This window comes from Limnothrix sp. HT2024 (assembly GCF_059138625.1).
On the sequence record NZ_CM181121.1, the window covers coordinates 2,859,308 to 2,876,986 of the forward strand.

A 17,679-nucleotide genomic window follows, 5' to 3' on the forward strand; every position below is an offset into this window, starting at 1 on the left:
AGTTGCGGTTGTAGATTAGATTGAGGCACGAAACCCAACCACAGCAAAGTTCGTGGTGATTGAGTTAGGTTTCGCAAAGCTCAACCCAACCTACAGGAAAACCACATAGGAACTAGGTACTTATAAAGTTTGCTAGTCAATCAGCAATCTTGGAGAAAAATTTAAAATGAAGATCGTGATTGATGCAAGAGGTCTGTTGAGTCTTGGTTCAATAAAATCTTCAAGTTTCTTCTAGTCCTAAGAGGATGTCTGAGAAGTATCTTTCAATGTGGGCTGAAGATTAATTGTCGTAGGCACAAGGGGCTTAAGCCCCTTGTCTACATCGATCTCTGAGGCTCACAGAGTAGCAATTTTGGCTTTTCAGACATCCTCTAAGTCTCTTCATTGAGTCAATTGATTGATTGATTTGATTGATTTACTGGGTGGTTTCTTTTTGGTAACTACCGCACTTTTTTGTGCGTACTTGTTGCTGCCGAGAGAAGCCCCTAGGATTAATTCAATCGCCTAGTTTACTGAACCGAGAGAGAGTTTTAAGCATGACTGCTCCCAATGAGGCTGTGATTGCTGATACAAAGCCTGAGGTGATTGAACTGGCACCGGGGAAATATTTCTGGTGTACTTGCGGTCGATCGGCTTCTCAGAAATTCTGCGATGGCTCCCACCGGGGAACGAGTTTCACGCCTTTTGCCTTTGAGGTGACAGAAACAAAAAAAGTTGCAATTTGTAATTGCAAACAAACTCAAAATCCGCCCTTCTGTGATGGTTCCCATCAGCCGCTAATGGCTAATTAGGACTTAAATTTGGTGAAAATGGCTGATTTTTTTGGTGTATTGAAATGGTCAAATGCTGATCAAATCATCCTCCTGAGGTGAACTGGCCTTACCGGTGGCTTCGGTTGTTGATGTGATTTGCTGATTGCTGAATTTTGCGTTTCTGGATTTTGCATTTCTGAATTTTGCACGGTTTGATAGGTTAAACGGTGGAGTAATTGAGCCATGACTATTTCGTCTTCTGCTGCCTCGATCGCCCCGACCACTGCGGGCAACATCACGATTCGGCGATCGGGCGATCGGGGCCATGCCAATCACGGTTGGTTGGATAGCTATCACAGTTTTTCGTTTAGCAGTTACTACGACCCCAATCACATGGGCTTTCGGACGTTGCGAGTAATTAATGAGGATGTGATTGCCCCCAAGCAAGGGTTTGGCACCCATGGCCATCGCGACATGGAAATCGTGACCTATGTGCTGAGTGGGTTGCTGGAGCACCGGGACAGCATTGGCAACGGCTCCCTGATTCGGCCGGGCGACGTGCAGCGGATGAGCGCTGGAACGGGCATTTTGCACAGCGAATTTAATGCGTCGGATTCGGAGCCGCTGCACCTGTTGCAAATTTGGATTTTGCCCGATCGCAACAACTTGCAGCCGGGCTACGAGCAGGTGTTCTTTGCGCCGGAAGACAAGCAGGGCCGGTTACGGGTGGTGGCTTCGCCCGATGGTCGCGATGGCTCGGTGACGATTCATCAGGATGCGCTGATTTTTGCCAGTTCGTTGGCGGCGGGCGATCGGGTGGTGCATCAATTTGCCAGCCCTGAACGCGGCGGGTGGTTGCAGGTGGCTCGTGGGGCGATCGCCCTGAATGGGGTGACGCTGGAGGCGGGCGACGCGGCGGCCATCACGGCCCTGGAGCAGGTGGAAATTACGGCTTCAGAGAGTGCGGAGCTGTTGCTGTTTGACCTGGCTTAAGGCCGAGCCAATGGCCGCTGCTTGGATGATGGGTTGGGAGGGGCGATCGCTTGACGACGGAGCCGCAAAACGATTGCATGGATTCGATCGCTGTTTTTAGGGCCTGATCCCGAATCCATGAGCACCAACGGCAATCCGTTTCACGATCGCCCCTCTGAACCGGGCGCTGATAGCCTGCCGGGTGACCAACTGCCCCCCGAAGACTACGCCCGCAAGCTCTATGAAATGCAGTTGCGGGCGGAGGAACGCCGCTTGCGGGAAGAGGCCCGGCAAATGGCGATCGCACGGCGCAATGAGGTATTGCGGCGGGTGCAACAGGGAACCTATTACCTGATTGTGGCCCTGGAAATTTTGATTGGGATGCGATTCCTGTTGCAACTAACGGGAGCGAATCCCCGCAGTCCCTTTGCTCAGGGCATTGAGTTTTTGGCCAGTCCCTACATTGGCCCTTTTTCAACGTTATTCCCGGTATTTCGGTTTGGTCAGTTCAATGCGTTGGATCTGAACTCGATCGTGGCGATGCTGACCTATTTCTTGTTGGGGGTGTTGTTTGTGCGGCTGCTGAAAATTGTGTCGGATTAGCCGATCGGGGCTAGTGATTACCCTCGAAGGCTAGCGATCAAGGGCATTGGGTCGCAGGGGAGCAATGCCCATCCGGCAGCCCCAAAGAAAAGTCTTGACTCGCGATCCATCAAGTCTTGCGGCGATCGAGCGCATCGCCCAATCCTTGAATGATGCCGCGGCCGATGAAGCCAAGGCCGCGCCCGATCGCCTGGAGCACCATCAGGGCCCCACGACCGGCCAGGGTGACCGTGGCCCGCACCCGAGGGGCGATCGCGTCGCGGGCTTCAATCAGCAACGTGACCCCCAAGGGCACACCGGACAGGGCCCGCCATTCCTGGTTGCGGGGCGCATAAACCGGCAAGGCCACAATGCCCCGATCGCTGGCCGTCAGCAGCCAATAGCGACTTTCGTAGATGGCTTTGGGTTCGCTGACCCAGCGTTGCACTCGATATTTCCAAGCCAGGTCATTGCGAAACCGTTCCACTTCCCGGGTGGGTAACCAGCGCCGATCGAACAGGGCCAGCTTCAGACCTTCCCGATCGCCATAGCGATTCAAAACCGGTTGCACCACGGCACAGGCCAAACAAAGCACCAGGTTATGCAGCAGGGCACTGGCCCGATCGAGGGCAGCCCCGGTTCCCGCCTCCACCGTCACCCCATCCACCGTTAAGGGCAACCCCCAAAGCAGGTGTTCCAGCAAGGGGCCCAGTTCCACGGCCCGGTTCAAAATGTCTGCGGCCACAATCGCCCAATCCTGAAGCAGTCGATCGCGCTGGAGCCGCAGGGCCCCATTGCCCGATCGCAGGGTTGAGCGATCCGTGAGCCAGTCGCCTAAAAAGTCATCCAAAAGCTGAACCCACCAAGTTTGCAGCAAGGCTTCCTGTTGGGCCAATAAGCGATCGCCCCGCAGCCGATCGCGGCGCACTTCCTCCAGACCCCGTTCCACCCGTCGCAACACTAGGGCCAACAGCTCCCGGCGGCGATCGGGATGCAGAATTTCAATTTCCAGGGGAGAACCGGTCAAGTTCACCAGTCGATCGACCGTCAGCCGGGCCACCGCATCGTCAAAGAGGGTCGATCGCCAGAGCGTTAGGTCTAGGGCGGTCGGTGTGGAGCCACCCGCCGGATCCTCGGGGGGCGGGGGCGGATTGCGGCTGGGGTCGATCGCTCCGGAGCCGATCGGGCGATTAGATGGCGCATTGGCCGATGGATTGGCCCCACCCGCAGCTTGATTAGCGGCTGAATTGGCCGGTGGGCGGTTAATCGGGCGCGTTGCCGATCGACCCAGGGGCGAATTGAGCGCCGATGCTGACGATGCCGTATCGTCCTCTGGATCCCAGCCGCTCCCGTCCCGATTCGTTGGATCCATATTGGTTGGATCCATATTGATCGATGGGTCGGGAATGCCGCCTGCCAACCAGCTCAAAACCGAGCGGGCCGCCCGCAACTCGCGCTGCCGGCCCGCCAAAACCCACTGATCCCACCAGGGGCGATCGCGCCGTTGGGCCAAGGTGGCCCCATCTCGCAGGGCCCGATCAACCTCCAGCCACTGGGATTGGAACCAGCGCTGCCGATTGTTCAAGGCTGGCGGTCGGCTCAATTGCCCCTACTCCCGCTAGCGAGGTGTGGCAGCGGGAGCCGGTGCGGGCGCTGGACGCAGGGCCCCCGGACTGATGAAGCCCAGCTCCGCCAGTTGTTGATAGGCCTTGGTTCCCAAATCTCGCGTGGGGCTTTGGCTTGAAACAATCTGCACCAACAGAGGAATGGCTAATTCCGGTTGATTTTGGGCCCGGTGAACCAAGGCAAGCTGATAGGTCGATAAATCGCGCATTTGGGCCGCTTCAAGGGCGTTCTTGCGCTGTTCTTGGGAAATGCGGTTGTCGATCGCGGAAAATGCACCAGACAATTGCTGATGGAAGTTCGACAACTGGTTAAACACCTGCCGAGCTTGCTGCAAGCGCTGTTGAGCCAAACCGTAGTTTTGGGACTCGATCGCGCGGGCGGCTTCATCCATCAAGCGTTGACCGCCGGCCATGCTCAACAGTCCCGTTGCTTGAACCACCGCCGGTTCAGGATTAGCTGGAGTGGCATCGGGCAGATTCGTTTCTTGGGCCCGCACGCTGGGGGCCAGCGCCGCAACTGCCAACAGGGGTAAAACAACAGGCAGCAACCGGGGGAATCGAAGGGCTAGCATGGGCTGGGTGGATTGATTAGGAGCCGCTTGACATCCTCCCCACCCCAAGGGCGTGGGGATTCTGGTGCTAACCAAGCAACCGGAGTTGCTCGACTAGACCATGGGTTGACGCTTCAGGGGTCGCTACCAGCGAACTGGATTCACGCCGGCCCCCGCGTCCGTTTTGAGTCTCGGACTGCCCGCCCGCGACTGGGATCAAGCCACCCTCCGAGGGCGAGGCTTGTACCCGTTGTGATGGTCAAATCGGCTCTATTCTACGACAAGGTTCGATCGCCCTTGGGCCCCTCCGCGTCGGATCAGCCTAGATTGGGGGCGGCGTTGACCGTCCTGGCTGGCTGATTTCTGGCTGGCCAATGTCCGTCGTTGTGGCGTAGCGTCCTGTCGTTTGCAGCGCAATCTTCTTCCAAGCCCGTTCCAAGCCCGTTCCAAGCCTGTTTCAGGAGATATTCCCCGTGGCGGATTTGCAACCTTCTTCTCATCCCGTGCCGTCCGATTTGGACTCTGTGGGGGCCGTTGGTGTGCCGCCCCAGTTTCTGGGCCTGGTGTTGCAACGGGGCGGAGATGAGGTGCTGCTGGAAAAAGTGCCCGATCGCTTCGTGGTGCGCCCCAAAGCCGCCCAGCCGATCGATCCCACCCGCTGGCCCGACGTAACCCAGGTGCGGCCGCTAGGGCGGGGGGTGCCCCTGGTGGAGTTGCTGGTGGCTCCAGCCCGGTTGGATCCGGTGATGGACGAAGCTCGCCGCTCCGGAGCCTTTGACTACGTGAGCCACGTTTACCAATACCAAGGCCGGGGAGCCACGCGGGTCTATTTGGGGGATGAGGTGACGATCGTGTTTCATCCCACCCTGGTGGCCCAGGCGGTGGACGCGATCGCCCAAGGCCTGGGGCTGGTGTTGGTGAAACCCCTGGACGGCATTCCCAATGCGTTTATCTATCGCCTGAGCGATCGAACGCCCCTGAACCCCCTGAAAATTGCCAACACCCTGCTGGAAAATCCGGCCGTTCTGAGTGCCGAACCCAATGCCATCCTTGAAAGCCAGCCCTTCTATCGGCCGCGGGATGGGTTTTTCAGTTCCCAGTGGTATTTGCAAAACAACGGGGGCAGCAGCATCACCGCCGGTTCCCATATCGATGCGGAAAAGGCCTGGGACATTACCCGGGGCGATCGATCCGTCATCGTGGCGATCGCCGACGATGGCATTGACCTCAGCCACCCGGACTTTCAGGGAACCGGCAAAATCGTCAGCCCCAAAGACTTTAAAGACAACGACTTTAACCCCCTGCCCGGCACGCGGGACGACAGCCACGGAACCGCCTGTGCCGGGGTTGCCGTGGCCGAAGAAAACGGCAGCGGCATCGTTGGGGTGGCTCCCCGTTGTGCCCTGATGCCCATTCGCACCACCGGCTACTTAGATGACCAAGCGGTGGAAGAACTGTTTGATTGGTGTGTGTCTCGGGGGGCCGCCGTCGTTTCCTGTAGCTGGGGCCCAGGCAGCATTTACTTTCCCCTCTCCACCCGGCAACGGGCCGCCCTCAGCCGGGCCGCCACCCAGGGCCGCAATGGCAAGGGCTGTGTGATTGTGTTTGCGGCCGGCAATGCCAATCGGCCCGTGAATGGCACGGTGAATGAACAGGGTTGGCCCAACAAGGTGTTGTCGGGATCCACGGAATGGCTGTCGGGGTTTGCGGCCCATCCGGACGTGATTGCCGTTTCTGCATCCACCAGCTTGAACCGCAAAGCCGCCTATAGCAATTGGGGCGATAACATTTCCGTTTGTGCCCCCAGCAACAATGCACCGCCGGGAATTTGGTTGCCGGAAACCGGTGCCATTCTGACTCCGCCCCAGGTGACCAGCAACCTGGCCGGAGCCGGAGTGTTCACGACCGATCGCCTGGGATCCGCAGGCTACAGCAGCACGGACTTCACCGCCGACTTTGGGGGCACATCCAGCGCTTGCCCGGTGGTGGCGGGCGTGGCAGCCCTGGTGTTGTCCGCGAATCCCAACCTGACGGCGCGGGAGGTGAAACAGATTCTGGAAGCAACAACGGACAAAATTGTGGACACCAATGCCGATCCACAGTTTGGATTTCGCTATGGTTCCTATGACAGTCGCGGGTTTTCCCGGTGGTTTGGCTATGGCAAGGTGAACGCTTACAAGGCGGTGTTGGAGGCCCGGCGACGGGCGGGCGGCGGCAGTCCGGCTCCGACCCCTGGCCCAACGCCCAGCCCTGGCCCGCTGGGGGATGACGTGACCGGCCATTGGGCCGAAGCGTTTATTCGCCAGTTGATCCAACGGCAAATCATGAGCGGCTACAAGGAGGATGGCACCTTTCGCCCCAACACCAACCTGACGCGGGGGCAGTTTGCGGCCCTGTTGGTGAAGGCTTTTCCCAGCTTGCCTAACCTGCGATCGGGGGCGAAATTTTGGGATGTGCCGGCCAGTTTTTGGGCCGCTGGGGCGATCGACCAATGCTATCGACGCGGACTATTGGCAGGGTTTCCCGACGGCAGCTTTAAGCCCAATGCCAACCTCACCCGGGCCCAAGCGTTGGTCGCCCTGGTGAATGGTCTGGGTTTGACGGGGGGAACCTTGAGTGTTTTGAGCTATTACAGCGATGCGATTCGGATTCCCAACTTTGCCCGCGATGCGATCGCCACGGCCACGGTGCGGCGCATGGTGGTGAACTATCCAGACCTCACCCGCCTGGAGGCCGAGCGGGCCATCACCCGGGGGGAAGTATCCGCCTTCCTTTATCAAGCCCTGGTCACCAAGGGCCTGGCCAGCGCCCTGCGATCGCCCTACATTGTCGATTTGGGCAGCAACACCACCAACAGTGACCCGGCCAGCAGCCCCTTCAGCGACATCGCTAACCATTGGGCCGCCCCCTTCATCAATACCCTGGCGGCACAGGGCATCCTCAGCGGTTACGAGGATGGCTCGTTCCATCCCGATGAGCCGATTAACCGGGCCCAATTGGCGGCGGTGTTGGTCAAGGCTTTTGATCCAGGCGATCGACGATCGAGCAAGGTCTTTCAAGATGTGCCTGCGGGCTATTGGGCCGCTGAGGCGATCGATCGCGCCTACCGGGGCCAATTTCTCTCGGGTATGGATGCCGATCGATTTGGCCCCGAGCTGGGTGTGCCCCGTTGGCAGTTGGCCGCGGCCCTGGCCGGAGGGCTGGCTTGGCCCGATGAGTCCCCCGAAGGCTTGGCGGTGCTGGACGATCGCGCCGAAATTCCCAGCGCCGTGCAGGGCAAAATTGCCGCCGCCCTCAAGCGCCAAATCCTGCAAGGGCAACCCAGTCCCGATCGCCTGAATCCCAATCAGCCCACCACCCGCGCCGACCTGGCCAGCTTCATTCACCAGGCCCTGATCGCTGAAGGTTAATCAACAGTTCTTCCATCCCCTCACCGCCCTAGGCAAGGGGCTTAAGCCCCTTGTCTCTGTCGATCTCGCCACGGTGGAACCAGGGTTTCAGGCGATTTGACGATCGCCCCTCAGCCCCTTGTCTCTGTCGATCGATCAAACCCACCCGGTAGCCGTTTGGGCTGTTCAGACTTCCTGGGCGATCGGTGCTGCTGGGTTGTGGAAATCACGCCGGGCCTAGACCTCTCGGCCAAATCCGGCACAATAGGAACATTGGCCCCGTGGGCTAATCAACCGCGCTGGTCAACAGTACAGTGCCACGCCCCAACCCATTTGCATTCCAATTGCTGCTCCATCCCTGACCATGACTCATCCCTTTTTGGAACGGTTGCATCATCCTTCCCGCCCGGTGATCGTTTTTGACGGCGGCATGGGGACGCTCCTCCAGGCGCAAAACCTGACGGCCGAAGACTTTGGCGGCCCGCAGTATGAGGGGTGTAATGAGTATTTGGTGCAAAGCAAGCCGGAAGCCGTCGCCTACGTCCACCGGGAATATCTGAAGGCGGGCGCAGATGTGATCGAAACCGACACCTTTGGGGGAACGTCGATCGTCTTGGCGGAATACGATTTAGCCGACCAAGCCTATGCGCTCAACCGCAAGGCCGTGGAGCTGGCCAAAGAACTGACCCGCGAATTTTCGACCCCCGACAAACCGCGTTTTGTGGCCGGTTCCATGGGGCCGGGAACCAAGCTGCCCACCCTCGGCCACATTGACTACGACACGATGAAAGCGGCCTATGCCGAACAGGCGGCGGCCCTGTTTGATGGGGGGGCAGATTTATTCATTGTGGAAACCTGCCAGGATGTGTTGCAAATTAAGTCAGCACTGAATGCGATCGAGGAAGTTTTTGCGGAGAAAGGATCGCGGATTCCATTGATGGTTTCCGTGACCATGGAAACCACCGGCACGATGTTGGTGGGAACGGATATTAACGCCGTAGTCGCAATTTTGGAACCCTACCCGATCGATATTTTGGGGCTGAATTGTGCCACCGGCCCCGATCGAATGGCGGAACATATTCGCTACCTCTGTGAGCGATCGCCCTTTGTGGTCTCCTGCATTCCCAACGCGGGCTTGCCCGAGAACGTCGGCGGCCATGCCCATTACCGCCTGACCCCGATGGAACTGCGGATGGCCCTGCACAAATTCGTGGAAGATTGGGGCGTGCAAGTAGTGGGTGGCTGCTGCGGCACGCGCCCCGACCACATCAAGGAATTGGTCGGTATTTCCGAATCCTTGCAACCGAAAGCCCGTGAGATTCGGGTTCCCGAAAACCTAGAACCAGGCCGGTTCGATCGCAACCCATTGCATTACGAACCCGCCGCCGCTTCGATCTATGGAACGCAGCTTTATCAGCAAGATAATTCCTTCCTGATTGTGGGCGAGCGCCTGAACGCCAGCGGTTCCAAAAAATGTCGAGAACTGCTGAATGCTGAAGATTGGGATGGGCTGGTTTCCCTGGCCAAAGCCCAAGTGCGGGAAGGCGCTCATGTGCTCGATGTGAACGTGGACTATGTGGGCCGCGATGGCGAGCGGGATATGCGGGAGCTGGTGTCGCGGCTGGTGAATAATGTCACCTTGCCGCTGATGTTGGACTCTACGGAATGGCAAAAGATGGAAGCCGGTTTGAAAGTGGCCGGCGGCAAATGTTTGCTGAATTCCACCAACTATGAAGATGGCGAAGAGCGCTTTTTGAAAGTGCTGGAACTGGCGAAAACCTACGGCGCTGGGGTGGTGATCGGGACGATCGATGAAGACGGGATGGCCCGCACCGCCGAGAAGAAATTTGCGATCGCCCAGCGGGCCTATCGGCAAGCGGTGGAATTTGGGATTCCTGCCCATGAAATCTTCTTTGACACCCTGGCCCTGCCGATTTCCACGGGGATTGAGGAAGACCGCAAAAACGGAGCCGCCACGATCGAATCGATTCGACTGATTCGGGAAAACCTGCCCGGCTGCCACATTTTGCTCGGGGTTTCTAACATCTCCTTTGGTCTGAATCCGGCGGCGCGGCAGGTGCTAAACTCCATGTTCCTGCATGAATGTATGCAAGTGGGCATGGACTCCTCGATCGTCAGTGCGGCCAAGATTTTGCCCCTGGCCAAAATTGAGCCAGCACATCAGGAAGTCTGCCGAGATTTGATCTTCGATCGCCGCCGGTTTGAGGGGGATGTTTGTGTTTATGATCCCCTAACTGAACTGACGCAGCTCTTTGAAGGAGCCACCACCAAAAAAGCGGCCGGTGTGGATGAAAATCTCTCCTTGGAAGAGAAGCTAAAACGCCACATCATTGATGGCGAGCGGTTGGGTCTCGAAGCAATCTTGCAGCAGGCCATGACCCAATATCCCCCGCTGGAAATCATCAACACCTATCTGTTGGATGGGATGAAAGTGGTGGGGGAATTGTTCGCCTCGGGTCAGATGCAATTGCCCTTTGTGTTGCAATCGGCGGAAACCATGAAAGCGGCGGTGGCGTTTTTGGAACCGCACATGGAGAAATCCGAAACCAGCAACAACGCCAAGGGTACGTTCGTGATTGCTACGGTCAAGGGCGATGTGCATGACATTGGCAAAAACCTGGTGGACATTATCCTCACCAACAATGGCTATCGGGTGATTAATCTGGGCATTAAACAGCCCGTGGAAAACATCATTGATGCCTATGAGCAACACAAACCCGATTGCATTGCCATGAGCGGTTTGTTGGTGAAATCCACGGCGTTCATGAAGGAAAATCTGGAGACCTTCAACGATCGCGGCATCACCGTGCCTGTGATTTTGGGCGGTGCGGCCCTCACGCCGAAATTTGTCTATGAGGATTGCCAAAAGACCTATCGCGGTCGGGTGATCTATGGCAAAGATGCCTTCTCGGATCTCAGCTTTATGGATAAGTTGATGCCCGCGAAAGCTGCTGAAAAGTGGGACGATTCTGAGGGCTTTTTAGGGGAATTTGCCGATGATCCGGCGGCGTTGGGGCGCTATGGCCAAGCTAAGACCGACGGTGATGATGGGGCTGAAAAACCCGCCAAGGCCGAGAAGCCGAAGGTGATTGATACGCGGCGATCGGAAGCGGTTGATCCGAATATCGATCGCCCCCAACCGCCGTTCTGGGGAACCCAATTGCTGAACCCGGCGGACATTGCGATCGAGGAAATTTTCAACTATCTCGACTTGCAAGCGTTGTTTGTGGGGCAATGGCAATTCCGCAAACCCAAGGAGCAATCGCGAGCCGATTACGATGCGTTTATTGATGCGAAAGTGCGGCCGATTTTGGCGGAATGGAAGGCGAAAGTGATCGCGGAAAACCTGCTGCAACCGCAAGTGATCTATGGCTACTTCCCCTGCAATTCGGAGGGGAATACGCTCTATATCTACGATCCGGAAGCGGTCAGCGCGGGGCAAACCAACCTAGAGCCGATCGCCCAATTGGAATTTCCGCGCCAAGGATCGTTGCGCCGCCTTTGTATTGCCGATTTCTTTGCACCGAAGGAGTTGGGCATCTTTGATGTGTTCCCAATGCAAGCGGTGACGGTGGGCGAAGTTGCCACGGAATATGCCCAAAAACTGTTTGGGGCGAATCAATATTCCGATTATTTGTACTTCCACGGGATGGCGGTGCAAACGGCGGAAGGGCTGGCGGAGTGGACGCACGCGCGCATCCGGCGGGAGCTGGGGTTTGGTGCGCAGGAGCCGGACAATTTGCGGGACATTTTGGCGCAACGCTATCAGGGGTCACGCTACAGCTTTGGCTATCCAGCTTGTCCGAATATTCAGGATCAGTTGATTCAGTTGCAGTTGTTGCAAACCGATCGAATCAACATGTATATGGATGAGAGCGAGCAGCTTTATCCGGAGCAGTCCACGACGGCGATTATTGCCTACCACCCGATCGCTAAGTACTTCACAGCGTAGGCACAATTCTGGTCTAAATGACCAGGGGCTGAGAAAATACTCAGCCCCTTTTATTGAGTCATGGACAAGTAGAAATAAAAAAGACTATGATCCAGGGCTGAATCAACCTCCGTTCTACTCCAATAGTATGGACATCTTCTAGTTACTCTACTATCTCGTTCTCCGGCAAATTTTTGCTGTAGCTGCGCCAGCCAGTATGGACTTGTTGCGCTGCCAAAGTAGCTAAATCTCCCCTTACAAGACGAGATACCAAATCTATAACAACATCATTATTCCAATAAGAGCCATGGGCATCTGCAAAACCTAAGGCCATACCAGCATGGGACTGACCCAACCTTAATGCACCTGATTCGGCGGCATTGGCATTCATCCATAAATATTGATCGCTAAAGAATAGGTTCTTAACTTTATCGTACTGAATAGCATTTCCCAAAGGATATGCTATTAAATCTGAAGCATGGATAATATGGTAGTGCCTGTGAAGTAATGACGGGCTATGAAGTAATCGGCAATGAGGCATTGTAGTGGTGAATAAATCGCCAAATCGCCGCCTCATGATTGACCAAGGATTTGGAAAAAGACAGGGTGCGCCGCACCAAGCGACTAATCCGCTGACGCAAGGTGTTATTCAACCGCTCCACGTAATTCGTTAATCCGGTCTCTTTGCCCACAGGCCGATGTCGCTTTCGGGGAATAACAGTTCGATAGGCCTCCCAAAAATCGGTGTAGCAGACTGCGCATTGGCGATAGACCCCCGGTAAGCTCTCCCATAGCTTTTGGGCTAATTGGGCTGAACGATTCCCCATTGCCATCCCAACGACCTCACGAGTCACGGCATCCAATGCTAGCCAGATCCAAACCTTTTGCTTCTTGGAACCGACAAACGACCAAAGCTCGTCCAGTTGCAGGATTAAACGGCCTTTTTTTTGGGGCGCACTTGCGCCTGGCGAGGGATGCGACCCGCTTCGACAGCCACATACGATTCAATCCAGGATTCAGAGACCTGCGCGACCCGCGCAATCGCTGCCTGGGAGAGGCGCTCTAATAACAGACGATCAATGAGGGCAATCTGCTCCGGTGTGACTCGTTTCTGAGTAGGGTGCTCAATGAACTGTCGGCCACAGGATTTGCATTTGAAGCGCTGCTTGCCGTTGTGAATGCGGCCATTTTTGACCGTGTGGTTGGATTGGCACTGGGGGCAAGCCGGCATGGACTGGAGCGATGAATGACTGCCGCTAGACTAGCATCATTACCTCAGAGGCACTACCGACTAGATGTTACCTTGCAGACTTGGCTGAACATATTGTTTATTTCTTAGAGGTTTGACAAGTCTGAGCATTGCTAGAGAAAAGACTGTGAGTCTTTCCTAGATCCTCCGAACGACTTCAATTGGCGCGTCCAGCGATTTATTAAACTGTGTGTGTGATAGCCTCTACAACAGGGTGTCGTCAAGCAATAGGACTGCTACCATAGCGATAGCCATGGAATCGCCACCGCACTACCCCATCCAGCTTCACCACAATCGGTTCAAAGGGAATTTGCTTTTCTAGGAGCGCCACCCAAACACGACGAGCATTAACAGCAATCGGATTGTAATAGAACTTCAGCATAGAAATTCCGCTGCGATCGGTCTTATGAGGATCATGATAGAGGATCGTGACGCAGCTTATGGGTCTGTAGATGGTGGGGCGAGGCAGGATAGATAGGCTCGAACCTCTAATAGGCTCGAACCTCTAACACGTTCATATCTCTGGGATGACGCTTCTGGTGAAACAGGCTAAAATCTCGAATGTATTACAGGTAGGATTTTTATGTTTTACGACTGAGATATTGGAAGCGGGTAGTCTGGCGCAAGCGATCAGGAAGCTTGGGTGGCTGTGGTGCTTCCATAACTCTAGGTTGCGGCAAAAGTCTTGTAGCTGGAGGTGTTATCCCGCAAATGCAAGATAACACCCATAATACCGAGCTTAAACCGCAGTTGCTTGACAACGCCCACCGGAGGAAAGTTATCCCGCACCTGCGGTCTAATATATAGTTATGCAGCTAAGGTGATCGGTAAACAAGGTGAGAGATGCAAGGTTGCCATTAAAGGTTGCTCACATGCTGATTGACAAAATAGTTAAAATATATTCTGATAGGCTTCGATGCAGAAAACTAGCTTAAAATCAAAGATATGAACCAGCGCATTGCAGATATCGATATTCATGAAGCAGTATTCAAGGTGATAGATGCAATTCCTTCACATCGGGAAGCGCCAAAGTCAGTAGAGCAGATATCTACTTTGGTAGCTCATGAGCTTGGGCTATCTGCAGAAGTGGCATTAGGTATGACTATTGCAACCAGTTCTTTTCTCGATCTATTTGGGATTCTTGAATGGTCTGGAACTGGGATCAAAGCGAAAGAACAAATACCGGACTACTTCCGTCGAAGCCTAAGTTGGTACTTTAAAAATCATCAAAATTTGCTATCAAACTGGGAACGCTCAGGTGTTAGTCGTGATATCAAGGTTTCAGAGTTGCCTGAACGGGCACCATACTTCCTAAAAGTTTTAGAGGAAAGAAGGCTTGAGATTTGCAGGAAGCAAAGTAGTATTGAACCAGAATTTTCTAGGTGTCAACCTGTATCAGTCATATTGGTCAAGGGTATGAAGGAAGGCAAAGCCTACTTCCTTCATCAGTGGGATTCTCGCGCCGAGCAATATCAAATCATTGGTGGTAGGAGAAGACTTGAAGAGTCACCGTTAGAAACTGCAAAGCGAGAGCTCCTTGAGGAAATCTCACAGCATGATTTAGTCTACGGTCGTGACTTTAAACTCGATCTGCTCAATATTACTCCTGTTCGTGTGCTAGAAGTTTCACAAACATACGGCGCATTAACAGCATATGAGTTTTGGATTTACAATGCCAAGATTAATCTAGAAGAGCTACGCCTGTCGCCTATCGATAAGTGGATCTCTCTTGATGAGATGGCAAAAGGCAGGACAAAATCAGGAAAACGTATTCGTGACCCACAACTCCATAGATTATTTGATGCGAATATTCCAAACGGCTATGCAGGGATTGAATCATCTATGAATATTTCTCGAACGGGAAGTTTCTTGAGCTTTGTTGAGGTTAAGCCAAGCCTTTTTGATATAGTATCGATTGATCTTAAAGCTATGGTGCTACATTTTTTCAACAGAAGAGGTTGAAAAAAGGAGTGTAGCAACTACACCGAATCCCTTGCATTGAAAAGCATTTCGGCGATTAAGGTATCCCCTAGTATACTAAACTTGGAAGAACCTAATGATGAGTATTTCTATGTCCGCTCAGATTCGACAACAGTTAGGCTATCCAGTTATTGACACTGATATACATACTGGAGAGTTTTTGCCGATTTTTCTTGAATACTTAGAGAAAATTGGAGGAATAACTATTGTTGATAAATTTATGAATAATTTAAAGAGCAGTTTTCGGTTTCGATGGTATTCACAATCAGGGGAAGAACGGCATTCTCATCGTACACTCCGTCCACCATGGTGGGTTCGTGTGGCAGATGCTAATGCTACCGCAACTCTTACTATCCCGAAATTGCTATATCAACATCTGGAAGAAACAGGTATAGATTATGCAATTTTGTATCCCAACTTAACTATTCTTGCGCCTCCTATTGGTGATGAAGAGTTACGACGTTCTGTGTGCCGTGCAGCTAATATTTATCATGCAGATATGTATCAAAACTATGCTGATAGAATGACACCTGTTGCAGCTATTCCTATGCATACGCCTGAAGAAGCAATTGCAGAATTAGAGTATGTAGTTAATGTGTTAAAATTCAAAGCAATTCAAATTACTGGTTATGTACGTCGACCCATTAAAGCAATAGTATCCAAATATCCAGATCTTGCACATGAGGCAACTTGGGTCGATACTTTTGGTTTAGATAGTGAACACAATTATGATCCTTTTTGGGAAAAATGTGTAGAACTTCAGGTGGCTCTTGCAACACATTCAGGTGGAATGGGCTGGACAGATAGACGGTCAATTTCCAACTTTGTGTATAATCATATTGGTCATTTTTCTTCTGCTTGTCAAGCACTTTGTAAATCGCTATTCTTGGGAGGAGTAACTCGTCGTTATCCAACATTAAAATTCGCTTTTTTAGAAGCGGGTGCTGGTTGGTCTGTTAGTCTTTATGCAGACTTGATATGGCATTGGGAAAAACGCAATATTAAAGCAATACATCAGTATAATCCTATAAATATCGATCAGAAATTACTACAGGAATTATTTCTACTACACGGTAAAGACTTCTTGATTGGAAACAAATTTAATTCCATAGATGCTGATTCAGGTATTGCTGCGATTACTGATCGCCATATGCTAGAGCCTATTGATGAATTTGCGGCTATTGGAATTGAAACCATAGAGCAAATTCGTGACTATTTTGTTCCTAATTTTTATTTTGGCTGTGCTGCTGATGATTTTACTATTGGTTCAGCATTTAATGCAAAGGTTAATCCACTTGGTGTTCGTCTTAATGCTTTTCTTGCATCTGATTCTGGACATTGGGATGTACCTGACATTAGTGCAGTGATATCATCAGCATATGAGCTAGTAGAAAAAGGAATAGTTTCTGAAACAGACTTAAAAAATTTCTTGTTCTCCAATCCTGTTGATTTTTATGGAGAAACTAATCCAAAGTTTTTTCAAGGTACTATACTTGAAAAAGAGGCTAAAGCTCACCTCTTAAAAACATCAAAATCCCCAAAACATTAATTAATTACTGAAGTTTGGCTCTATCGGAATTGCTATGCCAATGTCCGTCATGAACATTTTTGGAGGCAGCGACCATCCACAGGCATACCGTTAGATGACTCAGGTGTGCCCATTGCTCGGATTGACTCATCCAGCTTTCGAGCGCATTCTAGAGATGAGAACTTGTTTCACAGCGTTCTAGGGGTTGAGTGATATCCATTCCTAGACTGCTGTCTCCTTTCAAGGTTTTCAACCCCAAAAAACTATTGACTGGAAACCGTTTCAACGTTCTCAATCTCTTCTTTTGTCAGTCAACCAGGTAACAATCATGTCCACAAATAAGCCAGTATTAATATATCAAATGGGTAAAGTTGGTTCTGTATCAATTTATGTTGCATTAAAAAATTTGGGTATTGATGTCCATCATCTACATTACTTAGTACCAAGAATAGCCAATTACCGACCGACAAATTGGTATACAATAACCCAAAATATTTATCAAGCAGTTCTTAAGAAAGAAAATGGTTGGCGGATTATTTGTCCTATTAGAGAACCAGTCGCCAGGGCTATTTCTGCTGTTTTTGAAAAGTATAGTCCTGCTCCGTATTCTGATGTATGTCCACTAGAATTAAACTATAGTAAAAAAAGAGAATACACAACAAATTTTTTGGATTTTACCCAAAGTTTAGACGCAGATTTAAACTTTTATCATCCCGAATATTGGTTTAAAAATCACTTATATAAATATTTTGAGATTGATGTTTTTTCAGAACCATTTAATCCAAATTCAGGTTGGAAAATTTATCAAAATGATATTGCTGAAGTTTTAATTATTAGGCTAGAAAATCTTCAGTCAATTGGATGTAAAGTTATATCAAATTTCTTGAATATTGATAGCAATAGTTTTAGAATTACTGAAAATCGGCAAAGTAGCCAAAGACATCCCGAAACATATTATAAAGTAAAAAAATACATCCTACAAAGATATATAGATGAAATCAATTTAGTTTATCAATCAATGTATTCTCAGCATTTTTATTCAAAAGAAGAGATTGATTGTTTTCTAAAACAATGGCATACTTATATCACGGATAAATAA

General features: G+C 52.0%; 12 protein-coding genes and 1 pseudogene. 8 read left to right on the forward strand and 5 right to left on the reverse strand.

Annotated elements, in window-relative coordinates:
• The first annotated feature begins 536 nt into the window (after positions 1 to 536).
• The 3 genes from AC2IAX_RS11500 to AC2IAX_RS11510 all read left to right on the forward strand — a co-directional run bounded on the left by AC2IAX_RS11500 (position 537) and on the right by AC2IAX_RS11510 (position 2,327).
• Positions 537 to 791 carry a CDGSH iron-sulfur domain-containing protein gene (locus AC2IAX_RS11500; RefSeq protein ID WP_494387613.1) on the forward strand — a complete coding sequence of 85 codons (255 nt, stop codon included), beginning with the start codon at positions 537 to 539 and terminating at the stop codon, positions 789 to 791.
• A gap of 204 nt (positions 792 to 995) precedes the next feature.
• Positions 996 to 1,745: a pirin family protein gene (locus AC2IAX_RS11505; RefSeq protein ID WP_494387614.1), complete on the forward strand. Its 750-nt coding sequence runs from the start codon at positions 996 to 998 to the stop codon at positions 1,743 to 1,745.
• A gap of 117 nt (positions 1,746 to 1,862) precedes the next feature.
• The gene (locus AC2IAX_RS11510; RefSeq protein WP_494387615.1) at positions 1,863 to 2,327 is read left to right on the forward strand and encodes a YggT family protein; all 465 of its coding nucleotides are present in this window, start codon (positions 1,863 to 1,865) and stop codon (positions 2,325 to 2,327) included.
• Positions 2,328 to 2,436: 109 nt separating this feature from the next.
• On the opposite strand, the gene AC2IAX_RS11515 is transcribed toward AC2IAX_RS11510, so the two are convergent.
• Both AC2IAX_RS11515 and AC2IAX_RS11520 read right to left on the reverse strand, forming a co-directional pair.
• Positions 2,437 to 3,891, reverse strand: a complete 1,455-nt coding sequence (locus AC2IAX_RS11515) for a DUF3685 domain-containing protein (protein WP_494387616.1) — start codon at positions 3,889 to 3,891, stop codon at positions 2,437 to 2,439.
• Between the two features lie 33 nt (positions 3,892 to 3,924).
• Positions 3,925 to 4,503, reverse strand: a complete 579-nt coding sequence (locus AC2IAX_RS11520; protein WP_494387617.1) for a hypothetical protein — start codon at positions 4,501 to 4,503, stop codon at positions 3,925 to 3,927.
• Positions 4,504 to 4,955: 452 nt separating this feature from the next.
• Here AC2IAX_RS11520 and AC2IAX_RS11525 point away from each other — a divergent pair, with 452 nt between their 5' ends.
• Positions 4,956 to 7,892 (forward strand): S-layer homology domain-containing protein, encoded by a 2,937-nt coding sequence (locus tag AC2IAX_RS11525; RefSeq protein WP_494387618.1) that lies wholly within the window; start codon positions 4,956 to 4,958, stop codon positions 7,890 to 7,892.
• 343 nt (positions 7,893 to 8,235) lie between these two features.
• Positions 8,236 to 11,844: a methionine synthase gene (gene metH, locus AC2IAX_RS11530; protein ID WP_494387619.1), complete on the forward strand. Its 3,609-nt coding sequence runs from the start codon at positions 8,236 to 8,238 to the stop codon at positions 11,842 to 11,844.
• A gap of 142 nt (positions 11,845 to 11,986) precedes the next feature.
• Here the strand turns inward: metH and AC2IAX_RS11535 are convergent, their stop codons facing one another.
• The 3 genes and pseudogenes from AC2IAX_RS11535 to AC2IAX_RS11545 all read right to left on the reverse strand — a co-directional run.
• On the reverse strand, positions 11,987 to 12,277 hold the full coding sequence (locus AC2IAX_RS11535) for a hypothetical protein (protein WP_494387620.1): 291 nt from the start codon (positions 12,275 to 12,277) through the stop codon (positions 11,987 to 11,989).
• 61 nt (positions 12,278 to 12,338) lie between these two features.
• A protein-coding gene (locus tag AC2IAX_RS11540) for an IS1 family transposase (RefSeq protein WP_494387621.1) occupies positions 12,339 to 13,054 on the reverse strand; the annotation gives its coding sequence in 2 pieces (ribosomal slippage) (positions 12,339 to 12,769 and positions 12,769 to 13,054; 717 coding nt in all).
• Between the two features lie 292 nt (positions 13,055 to 13,346).
• Positions 13,347 to 13,454 (reverse strand): annotated as a pseudogene (locus AC2IAX_RS11545) (glutathione S-transferase family protein); the annotation flags it as partial.
• 563 nt (positions 13,455 to 14,017) lie between these two features.
• On the opposite strand from AC2IAX_RS11545, the gene AC2IAX_RS11550 reads away from it, so the two are divergent.
• From AC2IAX_RS11550 to AC2IAX_RS11560, 3 genes are all read left to right on the forward strand, one after another.
• A complete protein-coding gene (locus AC2IAX_RS11550; RefSeq protein WP_494387622.1) occupies positions 14,018 to 15,034 on the forward strand; it encodes an NUDIX hydrolase in 1,017 nt (338 codons plus the stop codon).
• Between the two features lie 109 nt (positions 15,035 to 15,143).
• The gene (locus tag AC2IAX_RS11555) at positions 15,144 to 16,601 is read left to right on the forward strand and encodes an amidohydrolase family protein (protein WP_494387623.1); all 1,458 of its coding nucleotides are present in this window, start codon (positions 15,144 to 15,146) and stop codon (positions 16,599 to 16,601) included.
• 307 nt (positions 16,602 to 16,908) lie between these two features.
• Positions 16,909 to 17,679 carry a putative capsular polysaccharide synthesis family protein gene (locus AC2IAX_RS11560; RefSeq protein WP_494387624.1) on the forward strand — a complete coding sequence of 257 codons (771 nt, stop codon included), beginning with the start codon at positions 16,909 to 16,911 and terminating at the stop codon, positions 17,677 to 17,679.

Excerpts from the sequence above, each read along its gene's own strand:
- AC2IAX_RS11500 (WP_494387613.1), top strand. The coding sequence starts at position 537 with ATGACTGCTCCCAATGAGGCTGTGATTGCTGATACAAAGCCTGAGGTG.
- AC2IAX_RS11505 (WP_494387614.1), top strand. The coding sequence starts at position 996 with ATGACTATTTCGTCTTCTGCTGCCTCGATCGCCCCGACCACTGCGGGC.
- AC2IAX_RS11510 (WP_494387615.1), top strand. The coding sequence starts at position 1,863 with ATGAGCACCAACGGCAATCCGTTTCACGATCGCCCCTCTGAACCGGGC.
- AC2IAX_RS11520 (WP_494387617.1), bottom strand. The coding sequence starts at position 4,503 with ATGCTAGCCCTTCGATTCCCCCGGTTGCTGCCTGTTGTTTTACCCCTG.
- metH (WP_494387619.1), top strand. The coding sequence starts at position 8,236 with ATGACTCATCCCTTTTTGGAACGGTTGCATCATCCTTCCCGCCCGGTG.
- AC2IAX_RS11550 (WP_494387622.1), top strand. The coding sequence starts at position 14,018 with ATGAACCAGCGCATTGCAGATATCGATATTCATGAAGCAGTATTCAAG.
- AC2IAX_RS11555 (WP_494387623.1), top strand. The coding sequence starts at position 15,144 with ATGTCCGCTCAGATTCGACAACAGTTAGGCTATCCAGTTATTGACACT.
- AC2IAX_RS11560 (WP_494387624.1), top strand. The coding sequence starts at position 16,909 with ATGTCCACAAATAAGCCAGTATTAATATATCAAATGGGTAAAGTTGGT.